This window comes from Streptomyces coeruleorubidus (assembly GCF_028885415.1).
GTDB classification, from domain to species: Bacteria; Actinomycetota; Actinomycetes; order Streptomycetales; family Streptomycetaceae; genus Streptomyces; species Streptomyces coeruleorubidus_A.
The window spans coordinates 7823075-7841551 of the sequence record NZ_CP118527.1 but is presented as its reverse complement, the minus strand read 5'-3'; the positions used below and the strand labels follow the sequence as shown (position 1 = coordinate 7841551).

General features: G+C 71.8%; 17 protein-coding genes and 3 pseudogenes. 12 read left to right on the top strand and 8 right to left on the bottom strand.

The window, feature by feature from the left end; translation table 11 throughout:
- Nucleotides 1-5: 5 nt before the first annotated feature.
- A complete protein-coding gene (locus tag PV963_RS36245) occupies nucleotides 6-1310 on the bottom strand; it encodes an ABC transporter substrate-binding protein (protein ID WP_274820692.1) in 1305 nt (434 codons plus the stop codon).
- Between the two features lie 313 nt (nucleotides 1311-1623).
- Here PV963_RS36245 and PV963_RS36240 point away from each other — a divergent pair, with 313 nt between their 5' ends.
- The gene (locus tag PV963_RS36240; RefSeq protein ID WP_274822215.1) at nucleotides 1624-2664 is read left to right on the top strand and encodes a LacI family DNA-binding transcriptional regulator; all 1041 of its coding nucleotides are present in this window, start codon (nucleotides 1624-1626) and stop codon (nucleotides 2662-2664) included.
- A 67-nt stretch (nucleotides 2665-2731) separates the two neighbouring features.
- Nucleotides 2732-3121: pseudogene (locus tag PV963_RS43715) on the top strand (class I SAM-dependent methyltransferase); the annotation flags it as partial.
- Nucleotides 3122-3440: 319 nt separating this feature from the next.
- On the opposite strand, the gene PV963_RS43710 reads toward PV963_RS43715, so the two are convergent.
- Nucleotides 3441-4028: a transcriptional repressor gene (locus tag PV963_RS43710; RefSeq protein ID WP_342456412.1), complete on the bottom strand. Its 588-nt coding sequence runs from the start codon at nucleotides 4026-4028 to the stop codon at nucleotides 3441-3443.
- 202 nt (nucleotides 4029-4230) lie between these two features.
- Here PV963_RS43710 and PV963_RS36225 point away from each other — a divergent pair, with 202 nt between their 5' ends.
- From PV963_RS36225 to PV963_RS36210, 4 genes are all read left to right on the top strand, one after another.
- Nucleotides 4231-5733, top strand: coding sequence for a family 43 glycosylhydrolase (locus PV963_RS36225; RefSeq protein ID WP_274820690.1), 1503 nt, complete (start codon nucleotides 4231-4233; stop codon nucleotides 5731-5733).
- Nucleotides 5734-5808: 75 nt separating this feature from the next.
- Nucleotides 5809-7224 (top strand): family 43 glycosylhydrolase, encoded by a 1416-nt coding sequence (locus PV963_RS36220; RefSeq protein WP_274822213.1) that lies wholly within the window; start codon nucleotides 5809-5811, stop codon nucleotides 7222-7224.
- 79 nt (nucleotides 7225-7303) lie between these two features.
- Entirely contained in the window at nucleotides 7304-8212 is a 909-nt protein-coding gene (locus tag PV963_RS36215) for a polysaccharide pyruvyl transferase family protein (protein ID WP_274820689.1), read from the top strand.
- Between the two features lie 107 nt (nucleotides 8213-8319).
- Complete coding sequence (locus PV963_RS36210; RefSeq protein WP_274820688.1) at nucleotides 8320-8640, top strand: DUF3040 domain-containing protein; 321 nt, start codon at nucleotides 8320-8322, stop codon at nucleotides 8638-8640.
- Nucleotides 8641-8742: 102 nt separating this feature from the next.
- Here PV963_RS36210 and PV963_RS36205 read toward each other — a convergent pair whose 3' ends face one another.
- From PV963_RS36205 to PV963_RS36195, 3 genes are all read right to left on the bottom strand, one after another.
- Complete coding sequence (locus tag PV963_RS36205) at nucleotides 8743-9774, bottom strand: glycosyltransferase family 9 protein (protein WP_274820687.1); 1032 nt, start codon at nucleotides 9772-9774, stop codon at nucleotides 8743-8745.
- A gap of 152 nt (nucleotides 9775-9926) precedes the next feature.
- The gene (locus PV963_RS36200; protein ID WP_274820686.1) at nucleotides 9927-10562 is read right to left on the bottom strand and encodes a D-glycero-alpha-D-manno-heptose-1,7-bisphosphate 7-phosphatase; all 636 of its coding nucleotides are present in this window, start codon (nucleotides 10560-10562) and stop codon (nucleotides 9927-9929) included.
- Entirely contained in the window at nucleotides 10559-11560 is a 1002-nt protein-coding gene (locus PV963_RS36195) for a glycosyltransferase family 2 protein (protein WP_274820685.1), read from the bottom strand. Before PV963_RS36195 ends, PV963_RS36200 begins: the two co-directional genes overlap by 4 nt.
- A gap of 258 nt (nucleotides 11561-11818) precedes the next feature.
- On the opposite strand from PV963_RS36195, the pseudogene PV963_RS36190 reads away from it, so the two are divergent.
- Nucleotides 11819-12352: pseudogene (locus PV963_RS36190) on the top strand (polysaccharide deacetylase family protein); the annotation flags it as partial.
- Nucleotides 12353-12581: 229 nt separating this feature from the next.
- Here the strand turns inward: PV963_RS36190 and PV963_RS36185 are convergent.
- A complete protein-coding gene (locus PV963_RS36185) occupies nucleotides 12582-12716 on the bottom strand; it encodes a hypothetical protein (RefSeq protein WP_274820684.1) in 135 nt (44 codons plus the stop codon).
- Nucleotides 12717-12724: 8 nt separating this feature from the next.
- On the opposite strand from PV963_RS36185, the pseudogene PV963_RS44135 reads away from it, so the two are divergent.
- From PV963_RS44135 to PV963_RS36165, 5 genes and pseudogenes are all read left to right on the top strand, one after another.
- A pseudogene (locus PV963_RS44135) lies at nucleotides 12725-13066 on the top strand (TetR/AcrR family transcriptional regulator); the annotation flags it as partial.
- Nucleotides 13067-13131: 65 nt separating this feature from the next.
- Nucleotides 13132-13329: a TetR family transcriptional regulator C-terminal domain-containing protein gene (locus PV963_RS44130; RefSeq protein WP_425540975.1), complete on the top strand. Its 198-nt coding sequence runs from the start codon at nucleotides 13132-13134 to the stop codon at nucleotides 13327-13329.
- 23 nt (nucleotides 13330-13352) lie between these two features.
- Complete coding sequence (locus tag PV963_RS36175) at nucleotides 13353-13793, top strand: SRPBCC family protein (protein ID WP_274820683.1); 441 nt, start codon at nucleotides 13353-13355, stop codon at nucleotides 13791-13793.
- 72 nt (nucleotides 13794-13865) lie between these two features.
- Nucleotides 13866-14672, top strand: a complete 807-nt coding sequence (locus tag PV963_RS36170; RefSeq protein WP_274820682.1) for a helix-turn-helix domain-containing protein — start codon at nucleotides 13866-13868, stop codon at nucleotides 14670-14672.
- Nucleotides 14673-14733: 61 nt separating this feature from the next.
- Complete coding sequence (locus PV963_RS36165) at nucleotides 14734-15756, top strand: methyltransferase (RefSeq protein ID WP_274822212.1); 1023 nt, start codon at nucleotides 14734-14736, stop codon at nucleotides 15754-15756.
- Between the two features lie 7 nt (nucleotides 15757-15763).
- On the opposite strand, the gene PV963_RS36160 is transcribed toward PV963_RS36165, so the two are convergent.
- Entirely contained in the window at nucleotides 15764-16915 is a 1152-nt protein-coding gene (locus PV963_RS36160; protein ID WP_274820681.1) for an XdhC family protein, read from the bottom strand.
- A gap of 47 nt (nucleotides 16916-16962) precedes the next feature.
- Entirely contained in the window at nucleotides 16963-18420 is a 1458-nt protein-coding gene (locus PV963_RS36155) for an NCS2 family permease (RefSeq protein ID WP_274820680.1), read from the bottom strand.
- Nucleotides 18421-18477: the final 57 nt, after the last annotated feature.

Below are 18477 nucleotides of genomic sequence, written 5' to 3'. Positions count from 1 at the left end.
CGGCCTCACTGTGCCGTCAGCTTCTGAAGGTCCCCCTGGAGGTCCTTCAGCGCCTGTGCGCTGCTCTTCTTTCCGGTGAGCGCGGCGTAGACCTCGTTCTGGATGGCGGCGGTCACGTCGCCGTACTGCACGACGCGCGGGCGCGGCACGGCCTTCGTGATCGACTGCTTGAGGTCGGGCAGGTACGGATACTGCTTGTCCAGGGACGCGCTGTCGTAGAGGTCGGCGTAGGGCGGGGCGAGGGAGGCGTTCTTGAGGAAGTAGGTGGCGCTCTCCTCGCTGGTGAAGAACTTCATGAAGTCCAGCGCCGTGGCCTTGTTCTTGGCGAAGGACGACAGGGCCAGGTTGGAGCCGCCGAGGCTGGAGGCGCCGGGGCCGTTGAGACCGGGCAGGGGCGCGACCGCGAACTTGCCCTTGATGCCGCTCTTCTGGGCCAGGGAGTACACGTACGGCCAGTTGTTCAGGAAGATCAGCTTGCCTGCCTGGAACGCCTGGCGGCCGTCCTCCTCCTGGTAGGTGATGGCCTCCTTGGGAATGGTCTTGTCCTTGAAGGAGTGGACGAGGAAGTCCAGGCCCTTCTTGGCCTGCGGGGTGTCGACGTCGGGCTTGCCGGTGGCGTCGACGATCTGGCCGCCTGCGGAGTTCACGGCCTCGGCGAAGTTCACCGTGAGGCCCTCGTACTTCTGGAACTGCCCGGCGTAGCAGGACATGTTCTTGGCCTCGGGGAGCTTCTTCACCTTGGCGCAGTCGGCGGTCATCTGGGCCCAGGTGGTGGGCGGTCGGGTGACGCCGGCCTTCTTCAGCAGGTCGGTGCGGTAGAACAGCAGGCCGCCGTTGGAGCTGGCGGGGACGGCGTAGAGCTTGCCGCGGTACTTGCCCGTCTCCACCACCGGCTGGAGCATCTTGCCGAGCGGGAACTGGTTCGCGGGCAGCGGCTCGATCCACTGGTGGGCGGCGAACTCGGACGTCCACACGACGTCGGTGGCGAGCACCGTGTAGGCGTCGGACTTCGTCTCCGCGTTCTGGATCATCTGCTGGCGCTGCGAGTCGGCGTCCGTCGGCAGCTGGATGAAGGTGACCTTCTCCTTGGGGTGTGCCTTGTTCCAGCGGTTGATGATCGTCTGGACGGTGCCGGTGGTGTCCTTGCCGGCGACGTACGAAATGGGGCCGCGGCCCTTGAACGACACCGGCGCGGCCTGCGCGGACTGTCCGGAGCCGCTGCCGCCGGACGAGCCGCAGGCGGTGAGGAGGAGTCCGGCGGCGGCGAGCGCTGCGGAACACTGAATCGCTCTGGCGGTGCTGGTCTTCACTGTCTCTCCTGGTCGTGACGTACCGAAGTCGTGTCTGTTCCCCCGGAATGGCTTTGGTCATGAGATTGCGTTGCCACGGCATTCCGTTGATAAAAACCGCAGGTCACGGCGGATAAGAGACGTCCCTTCGGGGCGACTTCGAACCTGTCGAGACAACGTTTGCACGCTAGGAGCGCTCAGTCGGGAAGTCAATGCGTCGCACCGTGGTAAGAAGGCAAGAACTTGGTGAGACAGCGCTGTCACCAAGCGCCGTGCCCGGCAGTGTTCCTGTGCTAGCGTCCGGCGCATGCCACCAGGTCAGCGGCACCCCACGATGGCTGACGTCGCCGAACGGGCCGGGGTCTCCACCTCCACGGTCTCGCGCACTCTGCGCGGTCTGTCCACCGTCTCGCCGGAGGTCCGCGCCCGCGTCGAACAGGCCGCCCGGGAGCTGAACTTCGCGGTCTCGCGCCACGCCGCCAGCCTCGTGACGGGCAGGACGTGCAACGTCGCGGTGCTCGTGCCCACGCTCAGTTCGTGGTTCGTGGGCGCGGCCCTGTCGGGTCTGGCCCTCGTGTTGCGGGCGGCCGGCATGGAACTGACGGTCTATGTGATCCCCGGCATGGCCGAGCGCACGGCGTTCTTCGAGCATCTCCCCGCGCGGCGCAATGCGGACGCGCTGCTGGTGTTCTCCTTCGACCTCACCGAGGAGGAGACCGCCCGGCTGGACGGTCTCGGCATGCCGGTCGTGTACGTCAGCCAGCACGTCGACGGGCGCCCGAGCGTCTACGTCGACGACGTGGCCGGCGCCCTGCGCGGCACCCGGCATCTGCTCAACCTCGGCCACCGCCGGATCGCCTACGTACGGACGGTGGGCACCGGTGGCTTCACCTTCAGCTCGCAGGAGCGGCTGGTCGGTTACCGGCGGGCGCTGACCGAGGCGGGCCTGCCCCTGGACGACGATCTCGTGGTCGCCACCCCGGCGGGCGACAAGCGGGGCGCCGCCGAGGCGGTCGGCAGGCTGCTGGGGCTGCGCGAGCCGCCCACGGCGGTCTTCGCCGAGCAGGACGAGGTGGCCGTCGCCGTGATCTGGACCCTGCGCGCGACGCGCGTCGAGGTGCCCGGGCAGGTGTCCGTCGTCGGCTTCGACGACCAGCCGGTGGCCCAGTGGTTCGATCTGACGACCGTGGCCCAGACGCCTTCGGCCATCGGCCGGGAGGCCGGCGCCCTCGCGCTGTCGCTCGTCAACGACCCCGGCGGGGACCGCGAACGGCACGTCGTGCTGCCCACCCACGTGATCCCCCGGACCACCACCGCCCCGCCTCCCGCCGCACGGAGCACACCGGAGGAGCTGCCTCAACTGCCCTTGGGCTGACGGCAATCACCGTGCGGCCCCGGACGCACCGAACCTGGACTCGGCCGAAAACGAGGGGCGGTTGCGTATGACCACAGGAGAGAACACCGTCGGGGATGTCTTCAGCGCGGGAGCGGCAGAGTTCCACAGCTGGTCGAAGGTGCTGTGGGACCCGGTCGGTGAGGCGACGGCGGACGTGGCCGCCCTGACCGGCGGTGAGTCGGTGCTGGACGCCTGCTGCGGGGCCGGGGCGTCGGCGCTGCCGGCCGCGCGGGCCGTGGGGGCCGTGGGGCCGACGGGCCGGGTGGACGCCGTGGATCTCGCGGACGGGCTGCTGGCGATCGGGGAGCGCCGGGCGCGCGAGGAGGGCCTGGCCAACCTCCGCTTCCACCGCCACGAGGTCACCTCGTGGCCCGTGCCCGGCCCGGGCTACAACGTGGTGCAGTGCGGGCTCGGGGTGTTCTTCTTCCCGGACGTGCACCGGGACTCCGCCGCGCTGACGCGGATGCTGCGCCCTGGGGGCCGGTTCGTCGTGACGGTCTGGGAGAAGGGCGCGCTCGGCGGCTGGCAGGCGGGCGCTGCGGGGCGCGGTCCTGACGGAGCGCGACCTGCCCCGCCCGCCGCAGATGGAGCAACTGGCCCGGATCGATACCGCCGACACCCTCGCGGCCTGGCTGAAGGACCTGGGCGGGAGCGAACCCCGGGTCGACCGGCGGCGGTTCGACGCCCCACTGTCCGGAGGCGGGCTGGGAGCTGGCCACCGGCAGCGGGGCACGCGCCGGATGCTGGACGGGCTGTCACCGGCCGCCGCCCGGCGGGTGCGCGCCGAGTTCACCGCCCGGCTCACCGCGGACGCGGTCACCGACCTCGACGTACGCGTCCTGACGGGCACGGCCCGCTTCGCCGGCTGACCGGCCGGCCGGACGGGGCGGCGGGCAGGACGCCGTGACCGGCCCGCGCCCGCAGGGGCCGCAGACGCCGCTCAGTTCGAGGGTGTGCTCCAGCTCCGTGAAGCCCGTGGTCTCGGCGAGCCGGGCGGCCCACTCCTCGACGGCCTCCGCGTCCACGGGCCGGCTGCGGCCGCAGCGGCGGCAGATGAGGTAGTGGCGGTGCTCGCCGGCCGGCCGCCCCAGGTAGAGCCGCTCGCCTCCTTCGTCGCGTACGACGTCGACCAACCCGGCACGGTCCAGTTCGCGCAGGGTGCGGTAGACGGTGGTGAGCCCGACGGTGCTGCCGGAGTCGGCCAGTAACGCGTGCAGTTCCTGCGCGGAGACGAACTCGCGGCAGCGGCCCAGGGTGTCGAGCACGGCCCGGCGCTGCCAGGTACTGCGCAGCCCCGGCGTGTGGATGCGCTCCACGGCCGGGCTCTCCTCCGCTTCGCCCACCACTGGACTCCTCGCTCGACCGGCGCGTTCGTCGGCACACCATGCTAGATGAACATGGTTTTCACGTCGATGACCGACCCGGCCCCCTCGCGGGCCGGCGTGCGCAAACCGTTGACGGAGGTAAGAGCCCCACTTATCTTCTGATCGAATTCACGAACTACGTTCGAAATTACGGACATAGACTCGGACGAAGGCGGCTCGTATGCTCCGGACCACCCCTGCGGCCAGGCGCCGCGGTCCCCTGCTCGTCTGCGTGCTCGCCCTGCTTCTCGCCCTCACGGGGGTGACGTTGCCTGCGTCCGCGGCGGACGGGCGCCCCTACACCAACCCGCTCAAGTCGGCCAAGGGCGCCGACCCCTGGCTGACGTACCACGACGGCGACTACTACCTGATCACCACGACGTTCACCGGCGTCCTCGCGATGCGGAAGTCGCCGACCCTGGCCGGGCTCGCCACCGCGCCCAGCGTCCAGGTGTGGTCGGACACCACCGCGACCCGCAACACCAACATCTGGGCGCCGGAGATCCACTTCCTGAACGGCCGCTGGTACCTCTACTACTCCGCCGGCCGGAGCGGCGTGGCCTGCTGCGACTCGCAGCGCACCCATGTCCTGGAGAGCACCGGTTCCGACCCGATGGGTCCCTACACGTACAAGGGGTCGCTGACCGGGTCGAACCTCACGCCGGGCGGCTGGCTGATCGACGCGAGCGTGCTCCAGGCGAACGGGCGGCTGTACCTCGTCGGCAGCGGCTTCGTGAACGGCGGTACGCAGAGCCTGGTCATCGCGCCGATGAGCAATCCGTACACCCTGGCGAGCAGTACCTTCACCGTCATCTCCAGCCCGACGCTGAGCTGGGAGCGGTCGGGGTCCCCCGTCAACGAAGCACCCGAGCCGCTCTACCGGAACGGCCGCACCTTCCTGACGTACAGCGCGAGTTCGTGCCAGACGGCCGACTACAAGCTCGGGCTGCTGGAGCTCACCGGCACCGACCCGCTGAACCCGGCGTCCTGGACGAAGAAGCAGACCCCGGTCTTCCAGCGCAACGACGCGGCCGGCGTGTACGGCCCCGGGCACAACGGCTTCTTCACCTCGCCCGACGGCACCGAGAACTGGATCGTCTACCACGCCAACTCCTCGGCGAACGGCGGCTGCGGCAACGCCCGCACCACCCGCGCCCAGAAGTTCACCTGGAACGCCGACGGCACCCCGGACTTCGGCGCCCCGGTCCCCCTCGGCCGCACGCTCCCCGGTCCGTCCGGCGAGACGGCGGCGAAGCCGACGGCGTACACCCTCGTCAACCGCAACAGCGGCAAGTGCCTGGACGTGGCGGGCGGCAGCAGCGCCGACGGCACCAACGTCCACCAGTGGAGCTGCAACGGCGGCGCCAACCAGAGGTGGAAGGTCGAGGACCTCGGCGACGACACCAGCCGGCTCGTCAACGCGGCCACCGGCAAGGTGCTGGACACCGCCGAATGCTCCGCCGCGGACGGCGCCGACCTGCGGCAGTGGTCCTGGCTGAACAACAAGTGCCAGCGCTACCGGCTGGTGTACACGGCGAGCGACGACTACGTCCGGATCGTCAACGAGTCCACCGGCAAGGTCGCCGACGTGACCGACTGCGGCACGGCGAACGGGGCCGACGTACGGCAGTGGACCTGGCTGAACAACAACTGCCAGCAGTGGAAGCTCGTCCCCACCACCTGATCAACCTGATCACTCCCCCCTCTGATCCGGAGAACTCCCTTGAGACGTAAAAGACGCAATGCGCTGCGGCTGCTCCTGGCCGTCCTCGTCGCCCTCGCGACCTGCCTCACGGGCGCGCCCGCGCAGGCCGCCGTGCCCGACTCCCCCGGCGTCACCTACACCAACCCGATCGCGGAGAAGCGGGCCGACCCGCACATCTTCAAGCACACCGACGGCTACTACTACTTCACCGCGACCGTCCCCGAGTACGACCGCATCGTGCTGCGCCGGGCGACCAGCATCCAGGGGCTGAAGTCGGCCCCCGAGACGACCATCTGGACCAAGCACGCCAGCGGCGTGATGGGGGCCCACATCTGGGCGCCGGAGATCCACTTCATCGACGGCAAGTGGTACGTGTACTTCGCGGCGGGCGCCACGAACGACATCTGGGCGATCCGCATGTACGTCCTGGAGGGCACGGGCGCCAACCCGCTCACCGCCACCTGGACCGAGAAGGGGCAGATCAAGACCCAGTGGGAGAGTTTCTCCCTGGACGCCACCACCTTCGTCGTGAACGGCGTGCGTTACCTGGCCTGGGCGCAGCGCGACCCGTCCGTGAACAACAACACCGACATCTACCTCGCGAGGATGGCCAACCCCTGGACGATCACCGGTACTCCGGTGATGCTGTCGCGACCCACCTACTCCTGGGAGACCGTCGGCTTCAAGGTCAACGAGGGTCCGGCGGTCATCCAGCGCGGCGGCAAGGTGTTCATGACGTACTCCGCCAGCGCCACCGACAGCAACTACTGCCTGGGCATGCTCACCGCCTCCGCGAGCGCGAACCTGCTCAGCCAGGCGTCCTGGAGCAAGAGTCCGACCCCGGTGTTCGCCAGCAGCGCCGCGACCAGCCAGTACGGTCCGGGCCACAACTCCTTCACCGTGTCCGAGGACGGCAAGAGCGACATCCTCGTCTACCACGACCGCAGCTACAAGGACATCAGCGGCGACCCGCTCAACGACCCCAACCGCCGCACCCGCGTGCAGAAGGTCTACTGGAACGCCGACGGCACCCCGAACTTCGGCATCCCCGTGGCCGACGGGATCACCCCGCAGCGCTTCTCCTCGTACAACTTCCCGGACCGGTTCATCCGCCACTACGACTACCGGGCCCGGATCGAGGCGAACGTCAGCAAGCTCGCCGACTCGCAGTTCCGGGTCGTGCCCGGACTGGCCGGCAGCGGCACCGTCTCGCTGGAGTCGGCGAACTTCCCCGGTTACTACCTGCGGCACAAGAACTTCGAGGTGTGGCTGGAGAAGAACGACGGCAGCGCGCGGTTCGCCTCCGACGCCACGTTCCACCGGCGCGCCGGGCTGGCCGACCCGGCGGGCGTCTCCTACGAGTCGTACAACTACCCGGGGCGATACGTCCGCCACTGGGAGTACCTGCTGAACGTGCAGGCGGTGAGCACGGCGACCGACCGGGCGGACGCCACCTTCTACACCCAGTGACCATGCTGCGGTTGCCCGTAATGCCCTGATTGTCTTCCCGGTGGGCGGGCACTCAGGGCATGTGCAGACACAAGACAGCATGCGACCGCGCAGGGTTCTGCTGACCGGGTGGTTCAGCTTCCGGGACGGGGAGGCGACCGCCGGGGACGTGCTGGCCCTGCGCCGGGTGGAGGACGTACTGCTCGGCACGGGCATCCCCTACGACGTCGCCTGGAGTCCCGGCTTCCGTCCGGAGGCGCTGCACCTGGACCGGCTGTGGCCCGAGGACTACTCCCACCTGGTGTTCGTGTGCGGCCCGCTGCACGGGCCGCAGATCGAGGAACTGCACCGGCGGTTCGCGCACTGTGTGCGGATCGCCGTCGGCACCTCGGTCATCGACCCCACCAGCGCGGCCGTGACCGGCTTCCACCGGGTGCTGCCCCGGGACGCGCCGGACAGCGAACCGGTGGAGGACCTCGCGGCCCGCGCCCCGGACGCGCCCGCCCGGCCGGTCGTCGGGGTGATCCTCACGCACGGGCAGCACGAGTACGGGGAGCCGCGGCGGCACGGGCAGGTCGCCGAGGAGGTGACGCGCTGGCTGGCCAGGAAGGACTGCGGCCGGCTGGAGCTGGAGACGCGGCTCGACACGCACGACTGGCATCTCAGTGCCACGCCCGCGCAGCTCCAGTCCGTGCTGGCCCGGCTGGACCTCGTCGTCACCGACCGGCTGCACGGGCTGGTCATCGCGCTGCGGGTCGGCACCCCGGTGCTGGCCGTCGACCCGGTCACCGGCGGCGCGAAGATGACCGCACAGGCCCGGGCCTGCGGCTGGCCCGCGCTGGTGCCCGCCGAGCGGCTGGACGTGCGGCAGTTGGACCGCTGGTGGGACTGGTGTCTGACCGGCGGCCGGGTGACCGCCCGCCAGATCCGGGACGGGTTCCGTGAGGGCACCGTGCCGGACAGCGCCGACCGGCTCGTCGAGGCGCTGGCACGGCCCGTCCCCGGTTAGCTCCGGAACCTCACGGGGCACCCGCTTTACATCCCCGCTGTACGTCCTTGGCCGCACGTCCCCCTCGGGACCCAAGACGCCTCCGGCCGCCCGGAAGGAGAAAGCGCGTGTCCATCGGCCGACTTCCCGAGAACGAGCAGCGCATCCTCGACGAGGTGGAACGCGCGCTGCGCCGCGACCGCCGCCTCGACCGCCGGCTGCGCACCCTGCGACTGAGCCGCCGCCCCGACCCCGCCCGGCTGCTGGCCCGCCTCGGCTCCTACCGCCCCCGCGTCCGGACCGTGGCGGTGCTGCTCGCGGTGTCGGTCGGGCTGATGGTGGCCGGGATCGTCACCTCCGAGCCGGGGGTGATCTGGGCGTTCGCCGTCATGTGGCCGCCGACGCTGTTCGCCGTGTTCCGGCTGATGTGCCGGTGGTGCGGGGGCTGAGCGTCCGCCGCTGACCCGACGACCGGATCCGCACCTGCCGGTGCCTGACGATGCCGGCGGGCGTGGCATCCGGGCTCGGATGGTCATCATGCGGGTCCCTCCTCACAGGTGTCGGGTGCCGGGCAGTTCGTCGACGGCGCGCAGGACGTCGTCGGGGGTGATGCGCAGCAGCGCGGGGTCGGGGCGGCGGCCGTGCGGGTCGCCCTCCGGGCCGTACCACAGGGCACGGTGGCGCGGGATGGGCGGCGGGCCCCAGCGGCTCGGTGCGACCGGGCCGAAGAGGGTGACGGAGCGCGTGGCGTGGGCGGCCGCGAGGTGGGCGATGCCGGTGTCACCGCTGATCACGGCGTACGCGTCGGCGACGAGGGCGGACAGCCGGCCGAACGGGAGGCCCCCGCCGAACACGTCGGTGTCGGACAGGCCTGCCTGCTTGGCGAGCCGGGCCACGAGGTCGTTCTCGCCCGCGCCGCCGGTCACGACGACCCGCAGGCCCCGGGCGCGCAGCCCGTCCGCGACGGCCGCGTACCGCTCGACGGGCCAGCAGCGGGCGGGTGACCCGGCGCCGGGATGCAGTACGACCGCGCCGGGTGCCGGGGAGGCGGTGCGCGGGCGTGGCAGGGACAGGTCGCCGGGGTCGACGTCGATGCCGTACGCCTGGAGCAGCCGACACCACCGGTCTCGTTCGTGTTCCTCCGCGTACCAGGGCGGGCCGTCGATCTCCGGCATGTCCGGGTGGGCGAAGGCGAGCAGCTTCAGCGGGCGCAGCCCCAGGAGGAGCCGGTGGCTGGGCGGTCCGTTGCCGTGCAGGTCGACGGCGACGTCCGGCGGCGGCCCGCTCCAGTCGAGCGCGCGCGGCACGCCCCGCCCCGGCGCGGAGGCGGGCAGCAGCCGGTCCACGGCCCCCGTCGCCTCTGCCACGGGCTCCAGCTCGGCGGGCGCCGCCAGCACGAGCTCGTACCCGGGGTAGGCCCGCCGCAGAGCGCGCAGCGCGGGGACACCGGCGAGGAGGTCGCCCAGGCCCAGGGCGCGGAGGACGAGGAGGCGGGGTGTCGTCGGTTCCCCGGGCGCCCTGTCCGCGGCCTTCGCTGTCCTGCCCGCATCCGTCCCTGTCTTCGCTGTCTGGTCCTGTGCCATGCCAGCAGACTGCCGCGTTCCCCCTGCCTCCGCCCCCGCAGCCGCACTCATCGGGTGCCGCGCCGGCACCTACCTCGTACGGACGGTCGTCGTGCCGGGAGGTCGGCGGCCGCGCACGTCGCCGAAGCTGTCGAGACGCGTGAGGAGGGCCTTCACGCGCCCCTCCCCGGCCCCGGACCGGCCGTGTAGGCCTCCTGGATGGGGCGTTCGTCGGCGAGGACGCGGCCCTTGGGCGGTCCGTCCAGTACGGCCCGGACGGCGGTCAGCAGGTCCGGGGCGACGTGGTCGGCGTCCGCGGTCTCCTCGGGGCGGGCCTGCTCGGTGGGGACGAGGATGCCGTGGGCGCCGGCGCGGCGGGCGGCCTCCACGTCGGCGCCGGTGTCGCCGATGACGACGAGGTCGGCGGGGCGGGTGCAGATCCGGCCTGCCGCCCACAGCACGATGCCGGGCTGGGGCTTGCGGCAGTGGCAGCCGTCGTCGGGGCCGTGCGGGCAGACGGCGAACACCTCGAAGGGGCCGAGGAGTTCGTCGACGCGGTGGTTGACGCGGCGGACGTCGGCGTCGGTGAGCAGTCCGCGCGCGACACCGGACTGATCGGTGACGACGCCGGTGCGGATGCCGCGTTCGCGCAGCAGGGCGAGCGCCTCACGGGCGCCCTCGACGGGGCGTACGCGGTCGGGGTCGGCGTTGTAGGGGACGTCCTCGACGAGCGTGCCGTCGCGGTCGAACAGCACGGCCTTCACAGGGTTCGCCGGGGTCGTCGGGCTCACGGGACTCGTGGGGTTCACTGGGCCACCTCCTCCTGCCAGGCGCGGGCATGGCGGTAGCGCACTGCGCCGGTCAGCCGGTGCCAGGTCGCGGCGGGCGGGATGAGCACGCTGGTCGCCAGCATCGTCGTCACCTCGTCGCGGGTGCGCGGGCCGGGCGCGATGCGGGCCCGGGCGAACTCCGCCGTGCCGGCCGCCCAGCCGAGCGCGCAGGCCGCGGCGGCCCGGACGTGTCCGGTGGCGGCGAGGGCGCACGCGGCGACGCCCGCGGTGGTGATCGCCGCGTGCTTGCGGATCCGGCCGCGCGGCGCGACCGCCTTGTCCCACCAGTCGGGCCCGTGCAGATGGCGCATGAGGGCGTCGTCGGCGTTGCCGCGCTGCTGGCGCACGGACACCCAGCGGGAGGCGGGGTGCACGGGGTGGCGGGTGGTCCGGCGGCCCTGCCGGATGCGCCAGCCCGAGTCGAGAACGCGCAGCGCGAGGTCGGCATCCTCGCGGAAGGCGCGTTGGAAGCGTTCGTCGAAGCCGCCGACCTGCTTGAGCGCCTCGGTGCGGTAGGCCATGTCGGCGGTGATCCAGTGGGCGCGGGCGAGTCCCGCGGTGCCGCGTTCCCAGTCGGTGGGGCGGCGTTCGCCGGGCAGCGGGACGGCGATGACGCCCTGGACACCCGCGATGTCGGGGGACGCCTCGGCGAGGTCCTCGGCCAGTTGGTCGCACCAGTGCGGCCCGATCTGGACGTCGTCGTCGAGGAACACGGTCCATGGCGCGGTCACGGCCCGCAGCCCGGTGTTGCGGGCGGCGGCGGGCCCGCGTCCACCCCCGGTGAGCACGGTGGTGCGCTCCCGCAGGTCGCCGAGGACGCTCAGCGGGTGCTCCAGCTTTCCCGGTTCGGGATCGGGCCGGTCGTCGACGAGGACGATCTCCTCGGGGCGCGGCCCGGTCGCGGCGGCGAGCGCGGCGAGACAGTCGGCGAGGGTGTCCCGTACGAGGGTGGGGATGACGACTGCGTACGAGGTCATGCTGCTGCCCTTTCTGGCAGCGCCTGTGCGGCGAGGGCTGCGGCCGGGTCGTGGAACAGGGCGTCGATACCAGGGAAGCGCATGTCCTCCGTCCCGAGCTGTGTGGCGTACCTCCGGCTTCTCGCGGGTGCCGTGGTGCGGCTGTCTCAAACACTTGGAGACAACTCACTGCCCAGCGGGTCCCGGGTAAGGAGTCCGAAAACCGCGAAAAGGGGCTATACACAGTGCGTATAGTCGGCATGCCTTCTCTGACCAAGGGACACCCTCGACGAGAAGCAGGTCCCGGCGACCTTCTTCCTCCTGGGCAAGCGGCACATCGAGAAGTACCCGGAGCTGGTGCGGCGGATGGCGGACGAGGGCCATGAGGTGGCCAGCCACACGTGGGACCACAAGATCCTGACCCGCCTGAGACCCGAGGAGATACGCGAGGAGCTGGAACGCCCCAACCAGGAGATAGAACGCCTCACCGGCCGGCGCCCGACCCTGATGCGCCCGCCGCAGGGCCGCACCGACGACACCGTCCACGAGATCTGCCGCGAGCTGGGCCTCGCCGAGGTGCTGTGGAGTGTGACGGCGAAGGACTACAAGACGACCGACTCGGACCTGATCACCCGCCGCGTCCTGGCCCAGGCCTCCCGGGACGGGATCAACCTTCTGCACGACATCTACGACGGCACGGTGCCGGCCGTGCCGGGGATCATCGACGCGCTCAAGGAACGGGGGTATGTGTTCGTGACGGTGCCGCAGTTGCTGGCACCGGGTGAGGCCGAGCCGGGGAAGGTGTACCGGTGACCCGCCGCCGGGAAAGGGCGTCGCGGCCGCAGTCGCGCGCGGGGAGGGCGCGAGGGCGTCGAAGGGAGGACCCGGCGGCGCCCTGTGGCTGACGCGGCGCCCACCTCGCCCCGCCCGGCGACCTCACCGAACACACCCTTCCGGTGACGGGAGGGCGTGGATGGCCCTGGAGTCGGGATCGGTCGCCCGGGCGGATCCGTGACGGCGCCGATCCCGGTGCCCCGAGTGGCTACGTGCGGGTCGCCGGCGGCGCGTACACGTGGGCGCGTTCCTGTCCCGAGAGGTCGCCGATCGCCCGGATGATCTCGTCCGTGGCGGCTCGGCGGGCCTGGGCGGGGCGGGGTGGCTGCCCGGGGCGGGTCATCGACTCCCATGAGCCCTCGGAACTCGGTCCTGGAGACGCGCCGGACGCGGCAGCGCATCGTCGACCGCAGCTTGGAGCTCGCCTCGGTGGAAGGGCTGGAGGGCCTGACCATCGGCCGGCTCGCCACCGATCTGGGCATGAGCAAGGCCGGCGTCCTCGGTCACTTCGGTACGAAGGAGATCCTCCAGCTCGCCGTCGTCGACGCGGCGGCGGAGCTGATCGCCCGGGAAGTCCCGCAGCGGGTGCGGGGGGGGGTGCCGCCCGGACTGGCGCACCTGCGTTCGGTGTGCGAGGCGTGGGTGTCGTACCTGGAGCGGGACGTGCTGCCCGGCGGTTGCTTCTTCACCGCCGCGACGGCGGAGTTCGACGGGCGCACCGGCCCCGTGCGGGACGCCGTCGCGGGCATGAGCGCTCTGTGTGGCAGCGCGACCTGCGTCTGCACGTCCAGCGTGCGGTCGGGGCCGGAGAGCTGTCGGCGGACACGGACGCCGACCAGCTGGTCTACGAACTCGTCGGCGTCATGCTGGCCCTCAACCATTTCCTGCAGCTCCGGCACGACCCGTCCGCCGCCGCCCGCGCCCGCCGCGCCGTGCACCGACTCCTGGGCTCCTGACCGGGATTCTCTACGATCGTGCCGTGGTGAACATCCTGCTCGAACGTACGGCCCCGCTTCCCCTCGACGAGGCGTGGCGGCGGATCACTCAGTGGCAACGGCACGGTGAGGTCGTGCCGTTGACGCGCGTCTCGGTGGTCCCGCCCGCGCCCACCGGCCCGGGGACCGTCGTTGTGGCCCGCTCGGGCGTCGGGGCGCTGGCCTTCGACGACCCGATGGAGGTCACGGTGTGGCAGCCGCCGCAGGACGGGGCGCCGGGGATGTGCCGCCTGGAGAAGCGGGGCCGGGTGGTGCTGGGCTGGGCGGAGCTGGAAGTGCGGCCGGGGCCCGGGGGTCGTGCCCGGGTGGTCTGGCGGGAGGAGATCCGCATCCGGCTGCTGCCGTCGCTCTTCGACGGCGTACTGCGGTCCTCGGCGCGCTACGTGTTCGGCCGTGCGCTGAACCGTTTGCTCAGACGTCCGTAGGCGTCTTCTCCGCGCGCCCGGGACGGAACTTTCGTCCAAGACAGGAGCGGCGAAGTCGGCCACCGTGGAGGCATGCGCAGTTACGAAGCGGAGAGCGAGCCCGGCTGGGACGTCGTCCTGCCGCGCGACGGCATGTCGCTCGACGGCGTCCGGATGGCCGGGTTCCGTGAGCGGGCCGCAACCGGGCTGGACATGCGGGTGCTGCCGCGGCCGGCGGTGGTCGTCGTGATCGGACTCGGGGAGAGCCCGTTCTCGGTGGAAGGTACCCACGGGCACCAGGACCTGCCGAGCTTCGCCGCCGCGCTGTCGCCCGGCCCGGCCCGGATCCGCGCCGAGGGTGTCGAGTGCGTCGAGATGCGTCTGTCGCCCCGGGCCGCCTATGCCCTGCTCGGCGTCTCCCCGCGCGAGCTGGACGGATCGGTCAGGGGGCTCGAAGACCTCTGGGGGCGGGCCGAGTCGCGCTTGCGGGAACGGCTGGCCGAGGCGTCGACCTGGGAGCAGCGCCTCACGCTCGTGGACCGGTTCCTCGCCGAACGGGCCGCGCGGGCACCGGCGATGGCGCCCGAGGTCGCCGCCGTCTGGGACACCATCGTGGCCCGTCGGGGCCGGGTACGGGTCGGTGAACTGGCCGACGCCTGCGGCTGGAGCCGCAAACGGCTGTGGTCCCGGTTCAGCGAGCAGATCGGCCTCACCCCGAAACGCGCCGCCATGCTGGTCCGCTTCGACCACGCCGCCCGCGCACTCACCGCGGGCGCGAACGCCGCCGACGTCGCACTTGCTTGCGGCTACGTCGATCAGCCCCATCTCCATCGCGACGTACTGGCGTTCGCGGGCTGCACGCCCACCGCCCTGGCCGGCGGGGCGAACTCCGCCGGCTGACCGGACGAAACAACGTAGGAGGGGAAGACCTGTGGCGAACACCCATGCCCCGGCACCGGACATGACCGACCGTGACCTGCTCGTGCGGCTCGTCTTCGGCGGCATGGCCGCGCAGACCGTGCGCGCGGCCGTCCGGCTGAGGATCGTCGAGCTGATCGGCGACACGCCCCGCCCGGCAGCCGACGTGGCCGCCGACGCCGGAGCCGATCCCCAGCCCATGACCCGGCTGCTGCGCGCCCTGGCCGGCCTCGGCCTGCTGAGGGAACACAGCTTCGGCACCTTCGCGGTGGCCCCCGCGGGTTTACTCCTCGACCCGGGCCGCCCCGACTCGCTCACCTCCTTCGTGCGGATGTTCACCGAGCCGGCGATCATCCGCGCCTGGGAGCACCTGGACGACAGCGTCCGCACCGGCGACGTCGCGTTCGACACCGTCTTCGGCACGGACTTCTTCAGCCACCTCGCCCGGCAGCCCGAGCTGTCCGCGGAGTTCAACGCGGCGATGAGCCAGGCCACCGCGGAGACCGCCGCCGCCCTGCCGCACGCCTTCGACTTCGGCCGGTTCGGCACGGTCACGGACGTCGGCGGCGGAGACGGCACGCTCCTGGCCGGCGTGCTCGCCGCGTTCCCCGGCCTCACAGGTGTCGTCCACGACACGAGCGAGGGGCTCGCCCAGGCGCCGGAGAACCTGCGGCGGCACGGGCTCACGGAACGCTGCTCCCTGGTCGCCGGGGACTTCTTCCGGTCGGTGCCCGAGGGCTCGGACCTGTACCTGATGAAGAGCATCCTGCACGACTGGCCGGACGACCGGGCGGTCACGATCCTGCGCCACTGCCGCACGGTGCTGCCGCCCGGCGGACGGGTCCTGATCCTGGAACCGGTGCTGCCCGAGGTCGTCGGGGCCGACGGCGACGGGAGCACGTATCTCAGTGACCTCAACATGCTGGTGAACGTGGGCGGCAGGGAGCGCACCCGCGAGGACTTCGAGGAGCTGTGCGAGGCCGCCGGCCTGTCCCTCGTCTCCGTCACCCCGCTTCCGGAGGCGGAACCGTTCTCGCTCCTGGAGGCGGCGGCACGCTCGGCCTGACAGTGCCTCAGGCCACCGACCCGATCCGCCCCACCGCCTTCGACTCCGGCTCGTGGTGGATCGGCGTATGGGCCCCGGTCAGCGAGACCCCGCTGCCGCCGCGCCTGACGGCGACGATCTCCGAGGCGATCGACAGGGCCGTCTCCTCGGGCGTACGGGCCCCGAGGTCCAGGCCGATCGGCGAGTGCAGTCGGCTCAACTCCAGCTCCGTCACGCCGACTTCGCGCAGGCGGGCGTTGCGGTCCAGATGAGTGCGCCGGGAGCCCATCGCACCGACGTACGCCACCGGCAGCCGCAGCGCCAGTTTCAGCAGGGGCACGTCGAACTTGGCGTCGTGGGTCAGGACGCACAGGACCGTGCGGGCGTCGACGTCCGTGCGCTCCAGGTAGCGGTGGGGCCAGTCGACGACGATCTCGTCGGCCTCCGGGAAGCGCGCCCGGGTCGCGAAGACGGGGCGCGCGTCGCACACGGTGACGTGGTAGCCGAGGAACTTGCCGACACGGACCAGGGCGGAGGCGAAGTCGATCGCGCCGAACACGATCATGCGGGGCGCCGGGACCGAGGACTCGACCAGGACCGTGAGCGGTGCTCCGCAGCGTGAGCCCTGCTCTCCTATGTCCAGGGTGGCGGTGCGGCCGGCGTCCAGAAGCGCGCCCGCCTCGGCGGCGACCGTGCGGTCCAGTTTGGGATGGGCGCCGAAGCCGCCGTCGTAGGAGCCGTCGGGGCGGACCAGCAGGGCCCGGCCCGTCAGTTCGCGCGGGCCCGACACGATCCGCGCCACCGCCGCCGCCTCCCCGGACGCGGCGGCGGTGAGCGCGGCCGCGACCACCGGGCGGACCGGATCGCCGGCCCGTACCGGGGTGACCAGGATGTCGATGACACCGCCGCAGGTCAGGCCCACGGCGAAGGCGTCGTCGTCGCTGTATCCGAAGCGCTCCTGGACGGTCTCGCCGTCCCGCAGCGCCTGCTCGCACAGCTCGTAGACCGCGCCCTCCACGCAGCCCCCGGAGACCGAGCCGATCGCCGTGCCGTCGGCGTCCACCGCGAGCGCGGCGCCCGGCCGGCGGGGCGCGCTGCCGCCGACGGCCACCACGGTGGCCACGGCGAAGTCACGGCCCTGCTCGACCCACCGGTTCAGCTCCTCGGCGATGTCCAGCATCTGTCTCGGTCTCCTTAAGGCTGCGAGCGACAAGGCTGCGACGGGCGTCAGTGGACGCCCAGCCAGCTCTCGATCGGGTTGAGGGCGAAGTAGACGAGGAACACCGCCGTCAGGATCCACATGAAGGCGCCGATCTCACGCACCTTGCCCTGGGCGGTCTTGATGGCGACGTAGGAGATGACGCCCGCGGCGACACCGGTGGTGATGGTGTACGTGAACGGCATCAGGACGACCGTCAGGAACACCGGGACGGCGGTGGCCCGGTCGGCCCAGTCCACGTGCCGGGCGTTCATCAGCATCATCGCGCCGATGACGACGAGGGCGGCGGACGCGACCTCCTGCGGCACGATCGCCGTGAGCGGCGTGAAGAACAGGCAGGCCGCGAAGAACAGACCCGTGACCACGGAGGCCAGGCCGGTGCGCGCGCCCTCGCCGACGCCCGTGGCCGACTCGATGAACACCGTCTGGCCGGAGCCGCCGGACACACCGCCGATCGCGCCGCCGGCGCCGTCGATGAACAGCGCCTTGGACAGGCCCGGCATCCGGCCCTTGTCGTCGGCGAGCTCGGCCTCGGTGCCGACGCCGATGATGGTCGCCATCGCGTCGAAGAACCCGGCCAGCACCAGCGTGAAGACGATCATGCCGACGGTCATCGCGCCGACCTCGCCCCAGCCGCCGAACTCCACGTCCCCGAAGAGCGAGAAGTCGGGCATGGACACCGCGCCGCCGTGCAGCTCGGGGGCGCCGGCCGCCCACTGCTTGGGGTCGATGACGCCGGCGGCGTTCAGGATCGCGGCGACGACCGTGCCGCTGACGATGCCGATGAGGATGGCGCCCGGGATGTTCCGGGCCTGGAGCATGAAGATCAGCAGCAGGGTGCCGGCGAAGAGCAGCACCGGCCAGCCGGCCAGTTCGCCCGCCGGGCCGAGCGCGAGGGGGGTGGCCTCGCCCTGGTGCACGAAGCCGGACTTGTAGAAGCCGATGAGGGCGATGAACAGGCCGATGCCCATGGTGATGCCGTGCTTGAGCGCGAGCGGAATCGCGTTCATGATCATCTCGCGCAGGCCGGTGACGACCAGCAGCATGATGACCACGCCGTACATCACGCACATGCCCATCGCCTGCGGCCAGGTCATCTCGGGCGCGACCTGGGAGGCGAGGACTCCGGAGACGGAGAGACCGGCGGCGAGGGCGAGCGGCACCTTGCCGACGAGACCCATCAGCAGGGTGGTGAGGGCCGCCGCGAACGCGGTCGCGGTGATCAGGCCCTGCTGCGCGAGGGTGTTCCCCGCCGCGTCCTTGCCGGACAGGATCAGCGGGTTGAGCAGGAGGATGTACGCCATCGCCATGAAGGTGGTGACGCCGCCGCGCACTTCGCGCGCGACCGTGGACCCTCTGTGGGATATGTGGAAGTACCGGTCGAGCCAGGACCGTCCGGCCGGGACGCGGGTGCCTTCGCCCGCGTCTTCGGCTGTGGTCCTCGGCTCCAGTGACTGCTGGGTCATGTGGGCCTACTCCCAAGTTTCATAGGGGGTTGGGATGCACGACCCGGGGGACGGCCC